General features: G+C 59.2%; 20 protein-coding genes. 1 reads left to right on the top strand and 19 read right to left on the bottom strand.

Going from position 1 to position 16,111, the window contains the following annotated elements; all coding sequences use genetic code 11:
• From ACR0C3_RS08375 to ACR0C3_RS08285, 19 genes are all read right to left on the bottom strand, one after another.
• A complete protein-coding gene (locus ACR0C3_RS08375) occupies positions 1-420 on the bottom strand; it encodes a DUF5333 domain-containing protein (RefSeq protein WP_480538091.1) in 420 nt (139 codons plus the stop codon).
• An 83-nt stretch (positions 421-503) separates the two neighbouring features.
• Positions 504-923 carry a hypothetical protein gene (locus tag ACR0C3_RS08370; RefSeq protein ID WP_480674399.1) on the bottom strand — a complete coding sequence of 140 codons (420 nt, stop codon included), beginning with the start codon at positions 921-923 and terminating at the stop codon, positions 504-506.
• Between the two features lie 5 nt (positions 924-928).
• Entirely contained in the window at positions 929-1,435 is a 507-nt protein-coding gene (locus ACR0C3_RS08365) for a DUF3291 domain-containing protein (RefSeq protein ID WP_480758039.1), read from the bottom strand.
• Positions 1,432-2,730, bottom strand: a complete 1,299-nt coding sequence (gene nuoF, locus ACR0C3_RS08360) for an NADH-quinone oxidoreductase subunit NuoF (protein WP_480758038.1) — start codon at positions 2,728-2,730, stop codon at positions 1,432-1,434. Before nuoF ends, ACR0C3_RS08365 begins: the two co-directional genes overlap by 4 nt.
• Before the next feature lie 12 nt (positions 2,731-2,742).
• Entirely contained in the window at positions 2,743-2,964 is a 222-nt protein-coding gene (locus tag ACR0C3_RS08355) for a DUF5337 domain-containing protein (RefSeq protein WP_170467891.1), read from the bottom strand.
• 27 nt (positions 2,965-2,991) lie between these two features.
• Entirely contained in the window at positions 2,992-4,098 is a 1,107-nt protein-coding gene (gene nuoE, locus ACR0C3_RS08350; protein WP_480758037.1) for an NADH-quinone oxidoreductase subunit NuoE, read from the bottom strand.
• Positions 4,098-5,321 carry an NADH-quinone oxidoreductase subunit D gene (locus tag ACR0C3_RS08345; RefSeq protein ID WP_170375130.1) on the bottom strand — a complete coding sequence of 408 codons (1,224 nt, stop codon included), beginning with the start codon at positions 5,319-5,321 and terminating at the stop codon, positions 4,098-4,100. Before ACR0C3_RS08345 ends, nuoE begins: the two co-directional genes overlap by 1 nt.
• Positions 5,321-5,443 (bottom strand): hypothetical protein, encoded by a 123-nt coding sequence (locus tag ACR0C3_RS08340; RefSeq protein ID WP_480758036.1) that lies wholly within the window; start codon positions 5,441-5,443, stop codon positions 5,321-5,323. Before ACR0C3_RS08340 ends, ACR0C3_RS08345 begins: the two co-directional genes overlap by 1 nt.
• Before the next feature lies 1 nt (position 5,444).
• The gene (locus ACR0C3_RS08335) at positions 5,445-5,618 is read right to left on the bottom strand and encodes a hypothetical protein (protein WP_170461080.1); all 174 of its coding nucleotides are present in this window, start codon (positions 5,616-5,618) and stop codon (positions 5,445-5,447) included.
• Positions 5,619-5,621: 3 nt separating this feature from the next.
• Positions 5,622-6,224: an NADH-quinone oxidoreductase subunit C gene (locus tag ACR0C3_RS08330; RefSeq protein ID WP_170375126.1), complete on the bottom strand. Its 603-nt coding sequence runs from the start codon at positions 6,222-6,224 to the stop codon at positions 5,622-5,624.
• Between the two features lie 12 nt (positions 6,225-6,236).
• Complete coding sequence (locus ACR0C3_RS08325; protein ID WP_037307875.1) at positions 6,237-6,770, bottom strand: NuoB/complex I 20 kDa subunit family protein; 534 nt, start codon at positions 6,768-6,770, stop codon at positions 6,237-6,239.
• Positions 6,761-7,126 (bottom strand): NADH-quinone oxidoreductase subunit A, encoded by a 366-nt coding sequence (locus ACR0C3_RS08320; protein WP_170375125.1) that lies wholly within the window; start codon positions 7,124-7,126, stop codon positions 6,761-6,763. The genes ACR0C3_RS08325 and ACR0C3_RS08320 overlap by 10 nt, the downstream gene beginning before the upstream one ends.
• Before the next feature lie 186 nt (positions 7,127-7,312).
• Positions 7,313-8,101, bottom strand: a complete 789-nt coding sequence (locus tag ACR0C3_RS08315; protein ID WP_480758035.1) for a crotonase/enoyl-CoA hydratase family protein — start codon at positions 8,099-8,101, stop codon at positions 7,313-7,315.
• Between the two features lies 1 nt (position 8,102).
• On the bottom strand, positions 8,103-8,954 hold the full coding sequence (locus tag ACR0C3_RS08310) for a hydroxymethylglutaryl-CoA lyase (RefSeq protein WP_480758034.1): 852 nt from the start codon (positions 8,952-8,954) through the stop codon (positions 8,103-8,105).
• 79 nt (positions 8,955-9,033) lie between these two features.
• Entirely contained in the window at positions 9,034-10,962 is a 1,929-nt protein-coding gene (locus tag ACR0C3_RS08305; RefSeq protein ID WP_480758033.1) for an acetyl/propionyl/methylcrotonyl-CoA carboxylase subunit alpha, read from the bottom strand.
• Positions 10,963-10,972: 10 nt separating this feature from the next.
• On the bottom strand, positions 10,973-11,641 hold the full coding sequence (locus ACR0C3_RS08300; protein WP_170642998.1) for a hypothetical protein: 669 nt from the start codon (positions 11,639-11,641) through the stop codon (positions 10,973-10,975).
• A 2-nt stretch (positions 11,642-11,643) separates the two neighbouring features.
• Complete coding sequence (locus ACR0C3_RS08295; RefSeq protein WP_480758032.1) at positions 11,644-13,248, bottom strand: carboxyl transferase domain-containing protein; 1,605 nt, start codon at positions 13,246-13,248, stop codon at positions 11,644-11,646.
• Entirely contained in the window at positions 13,245-13,823 is a 579-nt protein-coding gene (locus ACR0C3_RS08290; protein ID WP_480758031.1) for a hypothetical protein, read from the bottom strand. Before ACR0C3_RS08290 ends, ACR0C3_RS08295 begins: the two co-directional genes overlap by 4 nt.
• The gene (locus ACR0C3_RS08285) at positions 13,820-15,346 is read right to left on the bottom strand and encodes an AMP-binding protein (RefSeq protein ID WP_480758030.1); all 1,527 of its coding nucleotides are present in this window, start codon (positions 15,344-15,346) and stop codon (positions 13,820-13,822) included. The genes ACR0C3_RS08290 and ACR0C3_RS08285 overlap by 4 nt, the downstream gene beginning before the upstream one ends.
• 137 nt (positions 15,347-15,483) lie before the next feature.
• On the opposite strand from ACR0C3_RS08285, the gene ACR0C3_RS08280 reads away from it, so the two are divergent.
• The gene (locus tag ACR0C3_RS08280; RefSeq protein ID WP_480526578.1) at positions 15,484-16,089 is read left to right on the top strand and encodes an OmpW/AlkL family protein; all 606 of its coding nucleotides are present in this window, start codon (positions 15,484-15,486) and stop codon (positions 16,087-16,089) included.
• Positions 16,090-16,111 lie beyond the last annotated feature (22 nt).

Below are 16,111 nucleotides of genomic sequence, written 5' to 3'. Positions count from 1 at the left end.
TCAGTTCGCCCTCAAATAAACGCCGATGGCGCTGTTTCTGTCGATTTCCTTCCGACCCAAAGTGCAGAAGGAATTCGGGTTCTCGTAGGTCACGCCGTTGGAGGCCAGATAAGCCTCGCCCTTGGCGCGCATCCGGTCTTTTTCGGCATCGGATTCGACATAGGCCCGGATCTCTTGGTCCGAGTAGCCAAGGCTGTTCGCCTCGGACCGCAGCCCCCACATCACGTTGATCGCTTTCAGCTTCCGCCCGCTGATCGAGGGGCAATAGTCCGAAATCTCTTTCGCGACCGCGATGTAGTACAGCTCATTGTCGATCTGTTTCACCTCACGCAGAGGCGGTTTGGCCTCGGCGATCGCAGGAATCATCAGCGCAAGACCGATGGCAAGTGTTTTCGCATAAGACATGACAGGTCCTTTCATCTTGGATCGACCAAGATGGGTGTTGCCCTGTCTGCTATGCAATAACAGACCGCTGGCCCTGCCGTGATATGCGGAAAACAGCCTCATGGTCTTTGGCAGGTTCCCGCAAAAGTCAGTTTGTCGTCGCTGATGCGCAGGTTTTGTGGTTCGGTATCCGGGCCAACCTTCCACACGATACGCGACGAGCCGAAGTTCTGGATGCAGAATTTGGTGCCCTCGAACCGGCCTGCCTCTCGCGCGCCGTCAAGCGAGGCTGACACGTTGTTCACGACAACAGTAAATTCGGTCGGCGTATTGCGTTTGTCGACCGATTTGGCCTTGGCACGGAAAAACTGGCCGTCAAACAGCACACGGTCCTTGGACGAGGAGACGGTGCAGGCCGAGACCAGCACAAGCCCTGCAAGGCCAGCCAAGGTTGAGAGTTTCATTGTCTTCACTTTGTTTATTCCTGTCAGATGGCTGGCATCTGGGCGGCTGCGCGCGCGATCAGAATGGTGTGTCATCCCGCTCACTCCGCTGCGACCTGAGCGCAACGATTGTCGCGCCACTTGCTTGCTTGTTTCAAATCCGCCCATCCAAAGGCGTGTTCACTTGGACCTTCATGGCGCAGACGCTCTAGCCGCGCCATGGCTTCATCCAGATCCGGCTGGTGCCCTGCGGGCACCCACCACATGACGAAATGCTGATCCCCCAGCAGTTCAAACCATTCCTGACGACGGTCGTAAAACTGTTTGTGTATGGTGCCCCAGACAAATGTCTCAAGGCTCGCGACGTCTTCCCAGACGGTCAGGTTGGCGACAAATTGAGGATCGTCCCCAATCGCGTTTTCCGTGTTCCCGGTTCCCGGCTCGCCCGAGCCTTCCATCATCCAAACAAAGCCCGGCATCCGCTTGCCCAAGCCATTGACCTTGTCGAGATTGGCCATGAACTCAGCCACCCGAGGGTCATCCGTCGGGGCCAGCAGGCGGCCAATATTCAGTTCGGCCAGATGATATCCGTCGGGCTGCCTGATCATTCCGCTGCCATCGCCCCCATGCGGCCTGATTTCTGCGCCTTAATACGGTCCTCGATCTCTTCGCGGAAATTGCGGATCAGACCCTGAATCGGCCAGGCCGCCGCATCGCCCAAGGCGCAGATCGTGTGGCCTTCGACCTGTTTGGTCACGTCAAACAGCATGTCGATCTCTTCCAACTCGGCCTCGCCGCGCACAAGGCGGTCCATCACCCGCATCATCCAGCCGGTGCCTTCGCGGCAGGGTGTACACTGGCCGCAGCTTTCGTGCTTGTAGAATTTCGACAGCCGCCAGATCGCCTTGATGATGTCGGTGGACTTGTCCATCACGATCACCGCCGCCGTCCCAAGGCCCGAACCCAGCTCACCTCTCAGGTAGTCGAAATCCATGATCGCATCGCGCATATTCTCACCGCGCACGCAAGGAACGGACGATCCACCCGGAATGACGGCAAATAGGTTATCCCAGCCGCCACGAATGCCTCCGCAATGGGTTTCGATCAGCTGCTCGAACGGGATCGACATCGCCTCTTCGACGACGCAAGGGTTGTTCACATGACCCGAGATTGCAAACAGCTTGGTACCCGCATTATTCTGACGACCAAAGCCCGCGAACCAATCCGCGCCCCGGCGCAGGATGGTCGGTACAACGGCGATGGACTCCACGTTGTTCACCGTGGTCGGGCAGCCATAGAGGCCAGCCCCCGCCGGGAACGGAGGCTTCATGCGTGGCATGCCCTTCTTGCCCTCAAGGCTTTCGATAAGCGCAGTTTCTTCGCCGCAGATGTAAGCGCCCGCGCCGTGATGCAGGAAGATGTCGAAATCCCAGCCCGAACCAGCCGCGTTCTTGCCCAACAGCCCGGCGTCATAAGCCTCATCAATCGCGGCCTGCAACGCCTCGCGTTCACGGATGTATTCGCCGCGCAGGTAGATATAGCAGGTATGCGCATTCATCGCGAAAGAGGCAATCAGGCAGCCTTCGATCAGCGTATGCGGATCGTGGCGCATAATCTCACGGTCTTTGCAGGTGCCCGGCTCAGATTCATCCGCATTCACGACCAGATAAGACGGGCGGCCATCGCTTTCCTTGGGCATGAACGACCATTTCAGACCGGTTGGGAAGCCCGCGCCACCGCGCCCACGCAGGCCCGAGTCTTTCATCGTCTGGATGATCCAATCCCGGCCCTTTTCGATCAGGCCAGCGGTGCCATCCCAATGACCTCGGGCTTGCGCGCCGCGCAGAGTACGCTCGTGCATCCCGTAGATGTTGGTAAAGATCCGGTCCTGATCCTTCAGCATCGCGTGTTACCCTCAGCTGTCCTGACGCATGCGCCAGAGTTGAAATATGTTGACGCCTGCATAGATGAAGCCGGCCAAAGCGGCGAAATCAAATAGCAGCGCATAGCGCCCCGGCATTCCAATCGCGGGGCCGATGAACAAAGTCATGCCAAGCCAAACCACCATCGTCACGGCGATGACGATGCCGATATGCCGCCCCTTGCGGGCTATGGCTTGCTCTTTGTCCTTGTCCATCTCGTCCTTGAGCCCTTGCAGGGGCGTTTAGTCTTCGTAAGTGCCGTCTTCCTTGGCACGTTTGGCGAATTCGGTCTGATCCCCAACGGCCAACTTGGCCGCTTGTTCTATCCAGCCATCGCGTTCAATCCGGCCTTTGAACTTCAGACGCGCATCCACCCAAGCCACATGCTCGGGCGTCCAGGCCGCGATCTGATCATAATGGAAAAAGCCCAGATCGTTCAGCGTCTCTTCCAGCTTCGGCCCCACGCCTTTGAGCATCTTGAGGTCATCCGGCAGTCCCCCACGCGCCTCAGTCAGCGTTCGGGGTTTATCTTCCTCGATCTCTTTCGCTTTGGCCTCAGCGGCCTGTTTCACGGCAGGTTTCGGTGGCTCAGGCGCTTTCGGCGGTTTCGCCGCCGCCGCTGCCCCAGCCTGTTTGCCGTCTTTGCCCAGCCAAGGCGTGAGGATCGGAACCTCAGTCCCGTCGATCCGCTTGACCGTATCGCCCAATTCGGCCGCCAAAGCCACGCTGGCATTGTGTTCCGGCTTTCCGGCCGCATGTTCGGTCAGGCTGCTGAGGCCATTCAAAGGCTCAGCCGCATATCGCCCGTTCTGAGGGCCGGGCGTGGGCACCTTCCCCGCCGCCAGATCGTCAATGATCTTGCCAAAACTCTCGGCGGTCAGGTCTTCGAAGTAATCCTTGCCGATCTGAGCCATTGGGGCATTGGTACAGGACCCAAGGCATTCCACCTCTTCCCAGCTCAGCTTGCCATCGGCGGATAGCTCATGCGGTTTGGCGGCGATCTTGCCCTTGCAGACCGCAATCAGATCCTCGGCCCCGCAAATCATGCAGGAAGTCGTGCCACACACCTGAATATGCGCCACCGAGCCGACCGGCTGCAGTTGGAACATGAAGTAGAACGAAGCGACCTCGAGCACGCGGATATAGGCCATGTCCAGCATGTCGGCGACGGATTCAATTGCCGGGCGGGACAGCCAGCCCTCTTGCTCTTGCGCGCGCCACAGCAGAGGGATCACCGCACTGGCTTGGCGACCCTCGGGGTATTTCGTGATCTGCGCTTCGGCCCATTGCTGGTTGGCAGCGGTGAAGGCAAAGCTTTTGGGTTGTTCGGGATGAAGACGGCGGAGCATTAGCGGTCAATCTCTCCAAATACGACGTCCATGGTGCCGATGATGGCGGCGACGTCAGCCAGTTGGTGGCCTTTGGCGACGTGATCCATGGCTTGCAGATGCAGGAAACCCGGTGCGCGGAGTTTGGCGCGATAGGGTTTGTTGGTGCCGTCGGCGACCAGATAGACACCGAACTCGCCCTTTGGCGCCTCGACGGCGGCATAGACCTCGCCCGCCGGAACGTGGAAGCCCTCGGTGTAAAGCTTGAAGTGATGGATCAGGCTTTCCATCGATGTCTTCATGTCCGAGCGTTTTGGCGGGGTGATTTTACCGCGGGCCAAAACATCGCCCGGGCATTCGCGGATTTTGGCGATGGCCTGACGGATGATCAGCAGGGATTGGCGCATCTCTTCCATGCGGCAGAGATAACGGTCATAGCAGTCGCCATTCTTGCCGACAGGAATCTGGAACTCGAACTCGTCGTAGCATTCGTACGGCTGCGCACGGCGCAGGTCCCATGCGAGTCCCGAGCCACGGACCATAACGCCCGAAAAGCCGTATTTCTGAATGTCATCCTCGGTCACGACGCCGATATCGGCGTTGCGCTGCTTGAAGATGCGATTTTCGGTCAACAACCCGTCAATGTCGTCGAGAACGGCGGGGAATTCGTGGCTCCACGCCTCAATATCGTCCAACAGCTCGGGCGGCAGGTCCTGATGAACGCCGCCGGGACGGAAATAGGCGGCGTGCAGGCGGGCACCACAGGCGCGCTCATAGAACACCATCAGCTTTTCGCGTTCTTCAAAACCCCACAGCGGTGGGGTCAGAGCGCCCACATCCATCGCCTGTGTGGTCACATTCAGCAGATGGTTCAGAATACGCCCAATCTCAGAATACAGAACCCGGATCAACGAGCCACGGCGCGGTACTTCAACCCCGGTCAATTTCTCAATCGCCAGACACCAGGCATGTTCCTGGTTCATCGGCGCCACGTAATCCAGACGGTCGAAATACGGCAGGTTCTGCAGATACGTCCGGCTTTCCATCAGCTTTTCGGTGCCACGGTGCAGCAAGCCGATATGCGGATCGCAGCGCTCGACGATCTCTCCATCCAGCTCAAGAACCAAACGCAAAACTCCATGCGCGGCAGGGTGTTGCGGGCCAAAGTTGATGTTGAAATTGCGAATCTTCTGCTCGCCGCTCAGCGCGTCTGTGCTGCCGTCATCATATCTTGAGCCGTCCATCACCGCCTCCGCTTTTTCTTCGCGTCCGCGCGCACCCGGACCTTCTCGGCCTCAGCCGCCTTGGCCGCGGCACCGGCAAGCAGCACCCCAAGAGCGCCCAAAATGATCAGTTCCCCCAGCATCTCAGCGACGCTCCATCTCTTGCAGCTTCATGGCCATGATCCACAGTAGGATCAGCGTTCCAATCGGGATGACACATGCAAACGCCCAGAACTTCTCGATCCCGAAATGCGGCAGCAGTTTCAGCATCGGGATGATCGTGGCGATCGTGAAAGCGATCCAGATCAGGAACTCCATGGCTTACGACTCCTGTTTTTCATCCCCCGGAAGAATGTAGTTGGCACCTTCCCATGGGGACATGAAATCAAACTGACGGTATTCCTGCACGAGGCTGACGGGTTCATAGACCACACGTTTCTGCGCCTCGTCATAGCGGACCTCGGTATAGCCGGTGGTCGGGAAATCCTTGCGCAGCGGATAACCGCGGAACCCGTAGTCGGTCAGGATGCGCCGCAAGTCCGGATGGCCCGAGAACAGGATGCCGAACATGTCGAAAACCTCACGCTCAAACCAGTTGGCCGACGGATGCGTATCGACGATCGAGGGCACCATGTCCTCTTCTCGGATGGAGACCCGCAAACGAATGCGTTGGTTCTGGTACATCGACAGGAAATGATAGACCACGTCGAACCGCTTGGCCCGTTCGGGGTAGTCCACGCCTGTGATATCGACCAAAGTCGAGAACTGACAGGAGCGGTCGCTTTTGAGGAATTCGATGAATTCCACAAGGTTTGACGGCGCCACATCCACATTCAGCTCACCATGGGTGACATCCCAGGACAACACACAGTCGGACCGTTTCAGCTCCAGATGCGTACCGAGTTCTTTGAGTGCTTCGCTCATCCGCCCTCTCCCTTAGCGCACGATCGTGCCGGTACGGCGGATTTTGCGTTGCAGCTGCATCAGACCGTACAGCAGCGCCTCAGCCGTCGGAGGGCATCCTGGGACGTAAATGTCTACCGGAACGATACGGTCACAGCCACGTACGACGGAATAGGAATAGTGGTAGTAGCCGCCACCATTCGCACACGACCCCATCGAGATCACATAGCGCGGCTCGGGCATCTGGTCGTAGACCTTGCGCAGCGCAGGAGCCATCTTGTTGGTCAGCGTCCCGGCCACGATCATCACGTCGGACTGGCGCGGCGAAGCGCGCGGCGCGATGCCAAACCGTTCCGCGTCATAGCGCGGCATCGAGGTGTGCATCATCTCAACCGCGCAGCAGGCCAGGCCAAAGGTCATCCAATGCAAAGACCCGGTCCGCGCCCAATTAATGATGTCTTCGGTCGAGGTCAGGAGGAAACCTTTGTCCTGCAGCTCGGCATTGAGGGCCTGGGTGGCGACTTCTTTGTCGACGCCGGCGGTATTTGCACCCGTCATCACTCCCATTCCAAGGCCCCCTTCTTCCATTCATAGGCAAAGCCGATGGTCAAAACGCCCAAGAAGACCATCATCGACCAGAACCCTACATCGCTGATGTCCTTAAAGCCCACGGCCCAAGGGAACAGGAACGCAATCTCGAGGTCGAAAATGATGAAGAGGATCGAAACCAGGTAGAAGCGCACATCGAACTTCATCCGAGCGTCATCAAACGCGTTGAAGCCGCATTCATAGGCGCTGACTTTTTCGGGATCGGGGTTGCGAACTGCCAGAACGACAGCTGCCAGAATCAGGACAATTCCCAGGCCGATGGCTACGGCCAGAAACACCAGAATAGGGAGATACTCCCGCAGCAGGTCTTCCACGTCTAGCTCCTTTCCTGCGCATCCCCTTTCGGAGGGCGCCGTCAATTGGCGTGTTGACTCGACTTTCTCTAGCCCCACGCGGTCAGAGGGTCAACCGAACACAAGCGCGCACCACGTCATTCATCCCCTTGACAGACCTTCGGGAATCACCCCGATTTCGCCTCAGCGGACAATAGACGCCCAAAGTTAATCTTTGTTGTTCCACTTGGGGTTACGTTTTTCAAAGAATGCTTCGATGCCTTCGCGTGCTTCCGGCGTTTCCCATCGGGCGACCAACGCTTGGATGGTATGGTCAATCACACTGTCGTCAAGACGCGGGCCGAGGTTTTGAACCAAGGCCTTAGCCGACGCCACAGCCCCCGGTGCACAGGACAGGTAGGGGGTGATTTCATCCTCGACGGCGCGCATCAGTTCATCGCCTGGCACTGCTTTTGCCAACAGCCCCAGCTCCACCGCTTCCGCCGCGTCAAACAAACGCGCCGACATGAACACACGCCGCGCGCGGGCCTCACCCATCCGCGCGATCACATACGGCCCAATCGTCGCTGGGATCAGGCCCAGCCGGGTCTCGGTCAAGCCCATTTTCAGGGTGTCAACGCCAAGTGCCACATCGCAGACCGAGGCCAGCCCGACGCCACCGCCAAACGCGTTGCCTTGCAATGCGCCGATCAGAGGTTTGGGCATCTGGTTCAGCGCCTGTAGCATTTCCGCCAGCTTGCGCGCCTCGGTAAATCGGGTCTCGGCATCCGCAGCCATCTGATCGCGCATCCACCCCAGATCGCCCCCGGCGCAGAAGCTCTTGCCAGACCCGGTCAGCACAACAACGCGCACCGCCTCATCGCGCCCCAACTGCTCCGCTGCCTGAGTCAATTCGCTGATCATCAGCGCCGACATGGCGTTGTGCTTTTCGGCGCGCGACAGGGTCAGCGTCGCAACACCCCGGTCATCCGTGACGACCGCAATCGTTTCAAACATGTCAGCCTCTCATTGCCTGCGCCATCTGCGCGGCTTCGTCCAAAACTGCTGCGTCCAGACCGGTTTCATATCCCAACCGCTCCAGATGGGCGGCGACAGCTTCGGTCGCGACATTGCCAGCCGCGCCGGGTGCATAAGGGCATCCCCCCAAACCACCGACCGCAGCGTCAAACACCCGCACGCCCAGCGCCAGCGAGGCATCGATATTGTCCATCGCGCGCCCATTGGTGTTGTGGAAATGGCCCGCAAGCCGGGTAACGGGCACCCTGTCGCGCACCGCCAGCAGCATATGCGCAATCTTGTCCGGAGTTCCCTGCCCGATCGTGTCGCCAAGCGAAATCTCATAACACCCATGCGCGAACAGAGCGTCCGCGACCTCAGCCACTTTTTCGGGTGGGGTCGGACCATCATATGGGCAATCGGTCACGCATGAGACATAGCCCCGGACCGGCAGGTCGATATGGCGCGCAGCCTCAAGGATCGGCGCAAACCGTTCAATGGATTCTGCGATGGTCGCGTTGATATTGGCTTTCGAGAACCCCTCGGAGGCTGATGCAAATACCGCGATCTCATCCGCTTTGGCCGCCAGCGCGTCTTCATAGCCGCGCATGTTCGGCGTCAACGCCGCATAACGAACGCCCTCGGCCCGTTTGATCCCAGCCAGAACCGCGCCGCTTCCTGCCATCTGGGGCACCCATTTGGGCGAGACGAAACTGGCCACCTCAATCCGGTTGAATCCGGCGCGGCTGAGGCAATCGACCAGTGCCACCTTCTCGGCCACCGGAATCTCACGCTGTTCGTTCTGAAGCCCGTCCCTTGGCCCGACCTCGAATATCTCAACCCGTTCTTTCATCAACGCATCCTTCCCCGGCTTCTTTTCGTTTTAAATTCGGATGGTCCGACTGTGCCACGCAATGCACGGCCCGAACAGATCAATCCTCAGCCAAACGAACCAGTGCTGCCCCGGCCTCGACCTGCGCACCTGCGTCGGCCAACACCTCGGCCACCACACCGTCGCGCGCCGCAAGCAGTGAATGCTCCATTTTCATGGCTTCCAGAATCGCCAGCCGGTCACCCTCTTTTACCGCCTGGCCCGCCGAGGCAAAGACGGCCTTGACCAGACCCGGCATCGGCGCCTCGATCACGTTGGTATCTCCTGCAGCGCTGGCATCGCGATCCAAGGGGTCGACGATTTCGAACACCTGCCCATAGTCATCAAACACCGTGATCTGAGGCCCAGCGACAGCGACATTGGGCATGCGATGTCCATCAATGATCCAAACACCCTTGCGCTGCGCGATCACCTGCGCGCCATTCACGGTCCAGACCAGCCGGTGCCGGCTTTCGACCTGAACATCCAGATCAAGAACCTCTCCCTCGCGCATCAGCTGCACGGCCCGGTGCAACGGCCCCCACAGGGTGAAGCCAGTCTCTGAGGTCATCTCCGTCAGACCCAGCGCTGTCATCGCCGCGGCCACAACCGAGGCATTGCTCGCGTCCGCCGTCTGGACCAGATCCTCCAGATCGCGCCCGATCAGACCCGTATCCACATCGCCCAAGGCAAACCCACCATGGCGAGTCAGAGCGCCAAGGAAGGCCAAATTGGTCACCGTCCCGGCAACCTCGGTTTGACGCAGGGCGCGATGCAGGCTCTCAAGCGCGACCGCGCGGGTCGGACCATGAACGACGACCTTGGCGATCATCGGATCATACCAGGGGCTGATCGTGTCCCCCGCCCGCACGCCACTATCCGCGCGACACTCAGGCGGAAACCGCAGATGGGTGAGGGTCCCCGTCGCGGGCAAAAAGCCCTTGGGCACATCCTCGGCGTACAGCCGTGCCTCAAACGCGTGACCATTGATCGACAGGTCATTCTGCTGCCTCGGCAAGCTTTCACCCGCTGCAACGCGCAACTGCCATTCGACCAGATCAACGCCCGTAATCGCCTCGGTCACAGGATGTTCAACCTGCAGGCGCGTGTTCATCTCCATGAACCAGAAGCGATCCGGCCGCAGCCCTTCGGACGCGTCGACGATGAACTCAACCGTCCCGGCACCTTTGTAGCCGATCGCCTCTGCCGCACGTACACCGGCCTGCCCCATCGCCTCGCGCATCTCGGGCGTCATGCCAGGGGCCGGAGCCTCCTCGATCACCTTCTGATGCCGCCGTTGAAGCGAGCAGTCCCGTTCAAACAGATGCACCGCATGGGTGCCATCGCCAAAGACTTGAACTTCGATATGCCGAGGTTTGGAGACGAATTTCTCGACCAGAACCGCATCATTGCCAAAGGCCGTCTTTGCCTCACCGCGCGCGCTGTCCAGAGCGTCCGAGAACGCTTCGGGCGTCTCGACCAGCCGCATGCCCTTGCCGCCGCCGCCCGCAACCGCCTTGATCAAAACGGGGTAGCCAATGGCCGCGGCTGCCTCGGCCAGATGAGAAGGGTCCTGATTGTCACCATGATATCCGGGCACAACGGGAACGCCTGCGTCCTCCATCAAAGCCTTGGCTGCATCCTTGAGACCCATCTTGCGGATTGCATCCGCCGAGGGACCAATGAACGTCAGCCCTGCGGCTTCAACTGCATCCACAAAATCGGGGTTCTCGGACAGAAACCCATAGCCGGGATGGATCGCCTGCGCCCCGGTCTCGAGCGCCGCCTGGATGATCACATTCCCCTTCAGATAGCTCTCCGCCGGAGCGGCCCCGCCGATATTCACCGCCTCATCCGCCATCTGCACATGCTTCGCCGAAGCATCCGCATCCGAATAGACAGCCACACAGGACACACCCATTTTCTGAGCGGTTTCGACAACGCGACAGGCGATCTCGCCTCGGTTTGCGATTAGGATTTTGTTGAACATCTGGGAGCCCCTACCACCAAGAACCGCTTTTTTCGTCTTGCAGATGCGCCCTGACATAATCAGGCAGCGGCCACGCATCGCGGTCCATTCCGCTGATTTTACCAAGATGACCATCACGATAGGCGTGATAGTAGAGCTCGGGATGAATTGTGATTTCAATCTCGGCCAATGCCCGCTCTACTTTAACTTTGGTACGGTCAATTTCGTCGGCCAACTTTGCTTCATCGCTTTTCCCCGACAAGATACGCGGAAGCGATATGTCACCTAAGACTCTTTTGCCCACGGACATTGCTGCCGCCAAAACGAGGTTTCCGACCAGCCCGCCAACAATATCGACTGCCGAATTCAGACCAAAGCTCCAGCTCAGCCAGCCCCGTTTTCCCTTCTTTGCCGCGAGTTCAGCACGCATCCGATCGAATTCGCGTGCAAATACCACACGAAACTCACGTGCAAATCGTGTCCGGCTAAAGTCATCTCGACCTGCTAAAATCCGAATGACTGGGCGCACGAAGTAGCCGCCATTTGACCGATCTACGAACTCCTCAAAATCAAACAAGAAAAAATAGTCCTCAGGATCCCGAGAGTTGTGGACCAAATAGACCGAGATTTCGGCCCGTGTGGTCAAATCGGGGATTTTGAGTTCCGGGATTGTGTCCCAAAGTTTTTTCTTCAGGTCCATGGTCACATCCTGAACACGCCGAAACGTGTTTCCTCGATCGGGGCGTTCAGAGCGGCGCTCAACGACAATGCCAGGACATCGCGCGATTTGCGCGGGTCGATGATCCCGTCATCCCATAACCGAGCTGAGGCATAGAGCGGATGAGACTGCTCCTCGAACATATCCAAGGTCGGGCGTTTGAATTCGGCCTCCTCCTCGGCCGACCACGTCCCGCCTTGCCGCTCGATCCCGTCACGTTTGACCGTGGCCAGAACGCCCGCCGCCTGCTCTCCGCCCATCACGGAAATCCGTGAATTCGGCCAGGTCCACAGGAACCGAGGCTGATAGGCGCGACCCGCCATGCCATAGTTTCCGGCCCCGAATGAGCCTCCGACAAGCATCGTGATCTTCGGCACCGCGGTTGTCGCCACCGCCGTCACCATCTTGGCCCCATGCCGCGCGATGCCTTCGTTCTCGTATTTGCGTCCGACCATAAAGCCGGTGATATTCTGCAGGAACACCAGCGGGATGCGACGCTGAGAACATAGCTCAACAAAATGCGCGCCCTTCTGCGCGGCCTCGGAAAACAGCACGCCATTATTGGCGATGATCCCGACGGGGCAGCCTTTGACATGGGCAAAGCCAGTTACCAGTGTCTCGCCAAAGCGCGGCTTGAATTCATCGAACCGAGAGCCATCAACCAGACGCGCGATCACCTCTCGGATGTCGTAGGGCGTGCGCAGATCAGCCGGAACAACGCCTAGGATTTCCTCGGGGTCATAAGCGGGGTCTTCCGGGCTAGCCCAATCGACCGTCTGCGGCGTGCGCAGGTTCAACGAGCCGACAGCCCGACGTGCCAAAGCCAGCGCGTGGGCGTCATCCTCGGCCAGATAGTCCGCCACGCCGGACAGGCGCGTGTGGACATCGCCGCCGCCCAGATCTTCGGAACTCACAACCTCGCCGGTCGCCGCTTTCACCAGAGGCGGCCCGGCCAGAAAGATCGTACCTTGTTCTTTCACAATGATGGTCACGTCCGACATTGCGGGCACATAGGCCCCACCCGCCGTACAAGAGCCCATTACCACAGCGATCTGAGCAATCCCCTTCGCGCTCATCCGCGCTTGGTTATAGAAGATACGGCCAAAGTGGTCGCGGTCCGGGAAAACCTCATCCTGATTGGGCAGGTTCGCGCCGCCGCTATCGACCAGATAAATGCAGGGTAGATGGTTTTCCTCGGCAATCTCCTGCGCGCGGAGGTGTTTTTTGACAGTCATTGGATAGTATGTGCCGCCCTTCACGGTGGCGTCGTTGCATACCACCATGACCTCGCGCCCCTGTACCCGGCCAATGCCCGCGATGACCCCGGCGCAGGGCGCGGCGTCGCCATACATACCATGAGCCGCCGTCGCGCCGATCTCAAGAAACGGAGACCCCGGATCGAGCAGGTTCGCCACCCTACGCCGAGGCAGCATCTTGCCACGAGAGACGTGCCTCGCACGGGATTTCTCGCCACCTCCCATACGGGCTGCTTCGGCAGCGGTCGAGATTTGCGCCAGCGCGTCGAGATGGGCTGTACGGTTTGATTTGAAGCCCTCAGAGGTGGGCATGGCTTTGGATGAGAGTTTCATACGCGCAGCATCCTCTTCAGTTTCGCGGGCAATTGTCGGCGGGCACGGGCGGTCTTTAAAACCGTCGGCAGCTTTCTGTCGAACCAATAGCGCCAAGGGTGGTTTACCGATGTCTTTCCACACAGCAGTTCAAGCATCGCCGTGACGTGTTGTCGGTCGTAAATCCAAAGCAACCGACCGGAGTAACTCAGTTGGTAAAAGGCGTCACGAGGCCAGCTGAGTTTGATTTTTCTGGGCGAATGGCAATGGCCGCAAATCGAGGTGCCATGAAGTGAATTCAGAACGTGCCGATACATACCCACCGGATAAAACGCACTCGACGAATGAATGTCTGAACCGCCAAGGCCGATGAAAGTCAGCGAATGTTCGCGATGCCAATTCGCATAATTTCGTTTGGGTCGATCTGCCTTCACGATCAAGACATCTTTTCCAAGCGCTTTTCCAACTGAGTCCTTCATGCTGACTTCTAACTCTGCTGGAACGAAACGCGCAGGTTTTTGACAATTCGGGCACTCGATAGCGACCGCTTGCGGAAGGACAGAGGTATCACGCGCGAAGTCAAATGGGAGTGTCATCTGGAAACCTCCTCCGCAGCCCGCGCCTTAAGTTCCTTGCGGATCACCTTCCCTGTCACCGTCATCGGCAGTTCCTCCAAAAACGCCACTTCCCGCGGATAAGAGTACTGCGCCAGCCGGTCCTTGACCCAGTCCCGCAACTCCGGTCCTGAGGCCTCAGCCCCCGGTTTCAACACCACATAGGCCTTGACGATCTCGGTCCGCAGCGGGTCGGGCTTGCCGACTACGCCGACCGTTGCCACAGCCGGGTGGGTCAGCAGGCAATCCTCGATCTCAGCCGGGCCGATGCGATATCCGGCTGAGGTGATCACGTCATCATCGCGGCCCACGAAGCGCAGATAGTCGCCCTCCCACACGCCTCGGTCTCCGGTAATCAGCCAATCACCCCGGAATTTCTCAGCAGTGGCATCAGGCCTGTTCCAGTATTCCAGCAGCATCGAAGCCGAGCCGCGCCGGACAGCCACATCGCCCTCTTCGGTCGTGGGTACGCCGTTTTCATCAATCACAGCGACCTCGTGACCCGGAACGGGTTTGCCAATGCAGCCGGGCTGAACGGGAAAATCCTCGGCGCAGGACGAGACGACCATGTTGCATTCGGTCTGGCCGTAGAACTCGTTGATCGTCAGTCCAAAGGCCTGTTGCCCCCACGCCAGCATCTCGGCGCCCAGAGGCTCGCCCCCTGACGCGACCGAACGCAGGCCGGGGATGCTCTGATCCGCCGCTTTCAGCATCCGCAGCGCGGTCGGAGGGAAGAACACGTTGCGCACGCCGCCGCGCGCGATCACATCGGCGCAGGCCTCGGGAGTGAATTTGTCCAGCCGGGTGGCCACCACGGGGATGCCCAGCGCGAGGCCCGGCATCAGAACATCGAACAGCCCTCCAATCCAGGCCCAATCCGCCGGGGTCCAAAGGCAATCCGCCGCGCGCAGGTGATTATGGCTGATCGAAACGCCGGGCAGATGGCCGGTTAGCAAACGGTGCCCGTGCAGAGCACCCTTGGGGCTGCCAGTTGTACCCGAAGTGTAGATCAGCACGGCAGCGTCTTCAGGGCCGGTATCCGCAAAGGGCAGCTCGGGGCCGGGCTGGGCAATCTCGGCGGCGATCAACGGGTCGGCCAGATCACCCAGCAGCCCGGCGCCCTCGGCATCCGTCAGAACGATCCCTGCCCCGGCATCCGCCACGCGGGAGCGCAGCGCGTCCTGTTTGAACAGCTTGAACAGAGGCACCGAGATCGCGCCGATCTTCCAAATCGCCAGATGCGCTGCGGCGCACCACGGAGACTGGCTGAGCAAAACACCAACCCGGTCACCGGCCTGAACCTTGGGCAAGAGCGCCCGCGCAAGCCCATCGGCCATCTCGTGCAGCTGACCGTAAGTTACCGACCGCTCCTCGCCCTCGGTCAGATCGACCAAGGCGACCTGTTCGGGCGGGTGGTTCAGACACTGGCGCGCCATGTTCAGCCGATCGGGGACATCCCAGCCACCCGCCGAGCGCAAACCCGGTATGCGCAGATCGCCTGACATCAAAATTTTCCTTTATTTTCAGGGCCTGCAGTTATGTCACACTTGACGGGTGCGCTCACGCAAATTTGACTCAGATCAGAGAGCACAGACAGCGCCCGTGCAAAACAGCGGTCATCAACTGAACCAAAGGCAGAACAATGACCAATAAACTCGCCGCTTTGACCCTCTCCACCGCGCTGATCGCGCTGGCTGGCCCCGCACTCGCCCAATCGCAAGGTGACTGGACCGTTGGTTTCGGTGTCGGCTACCTGGACCCTAAATCTGACAACGGAACGCTGGCCGGTTTTGACGCCGAGGTCGACGACGACACCCGTCCGATCTTTACCGTCGAATACTTCATCCGGGACAACCTGGGTATCGAATTGCTGGCCTCCACGCCATTCGAACACGATATCACCCTGGGTGGCAGCACCGACGCTGGCAGCACTAAGCACCTGCCCCCCACTTTGTCGCTGAACTATCACTTCCCGACCAACAGCGCTTGGAAGCCCTATGTTGGCGCAGGCCTCAACTATACTATCTTCTTCGAAGAAAGCTCTCCGCTGGGAGACCTGGAACTGGACAACTCGTTCGGTTTGTCGCTTCAGGCTGGTTTGGATTATCAGATCACTGAACAAGGCGCTGTCCGTTTGAACGTGCGTTGGTTCGATATCGACTCGGACGTCAAACTGAACGGTGCCGATATCGGTACCGCAGAAATCGATCCTTGGCTGGTCGGCGTATCCTACGTCCATCGCTTCTGATCCTTTGATCGAAACGCCCCGC

This window comes from Ruegeria sp. CK3, assembly GCF_056536565.1.
The sequence above is the reverse complement of the archived record's forward strand: the minus strand, read 5'-3'. Positions and strand labels throughout refer to the sequence as shown.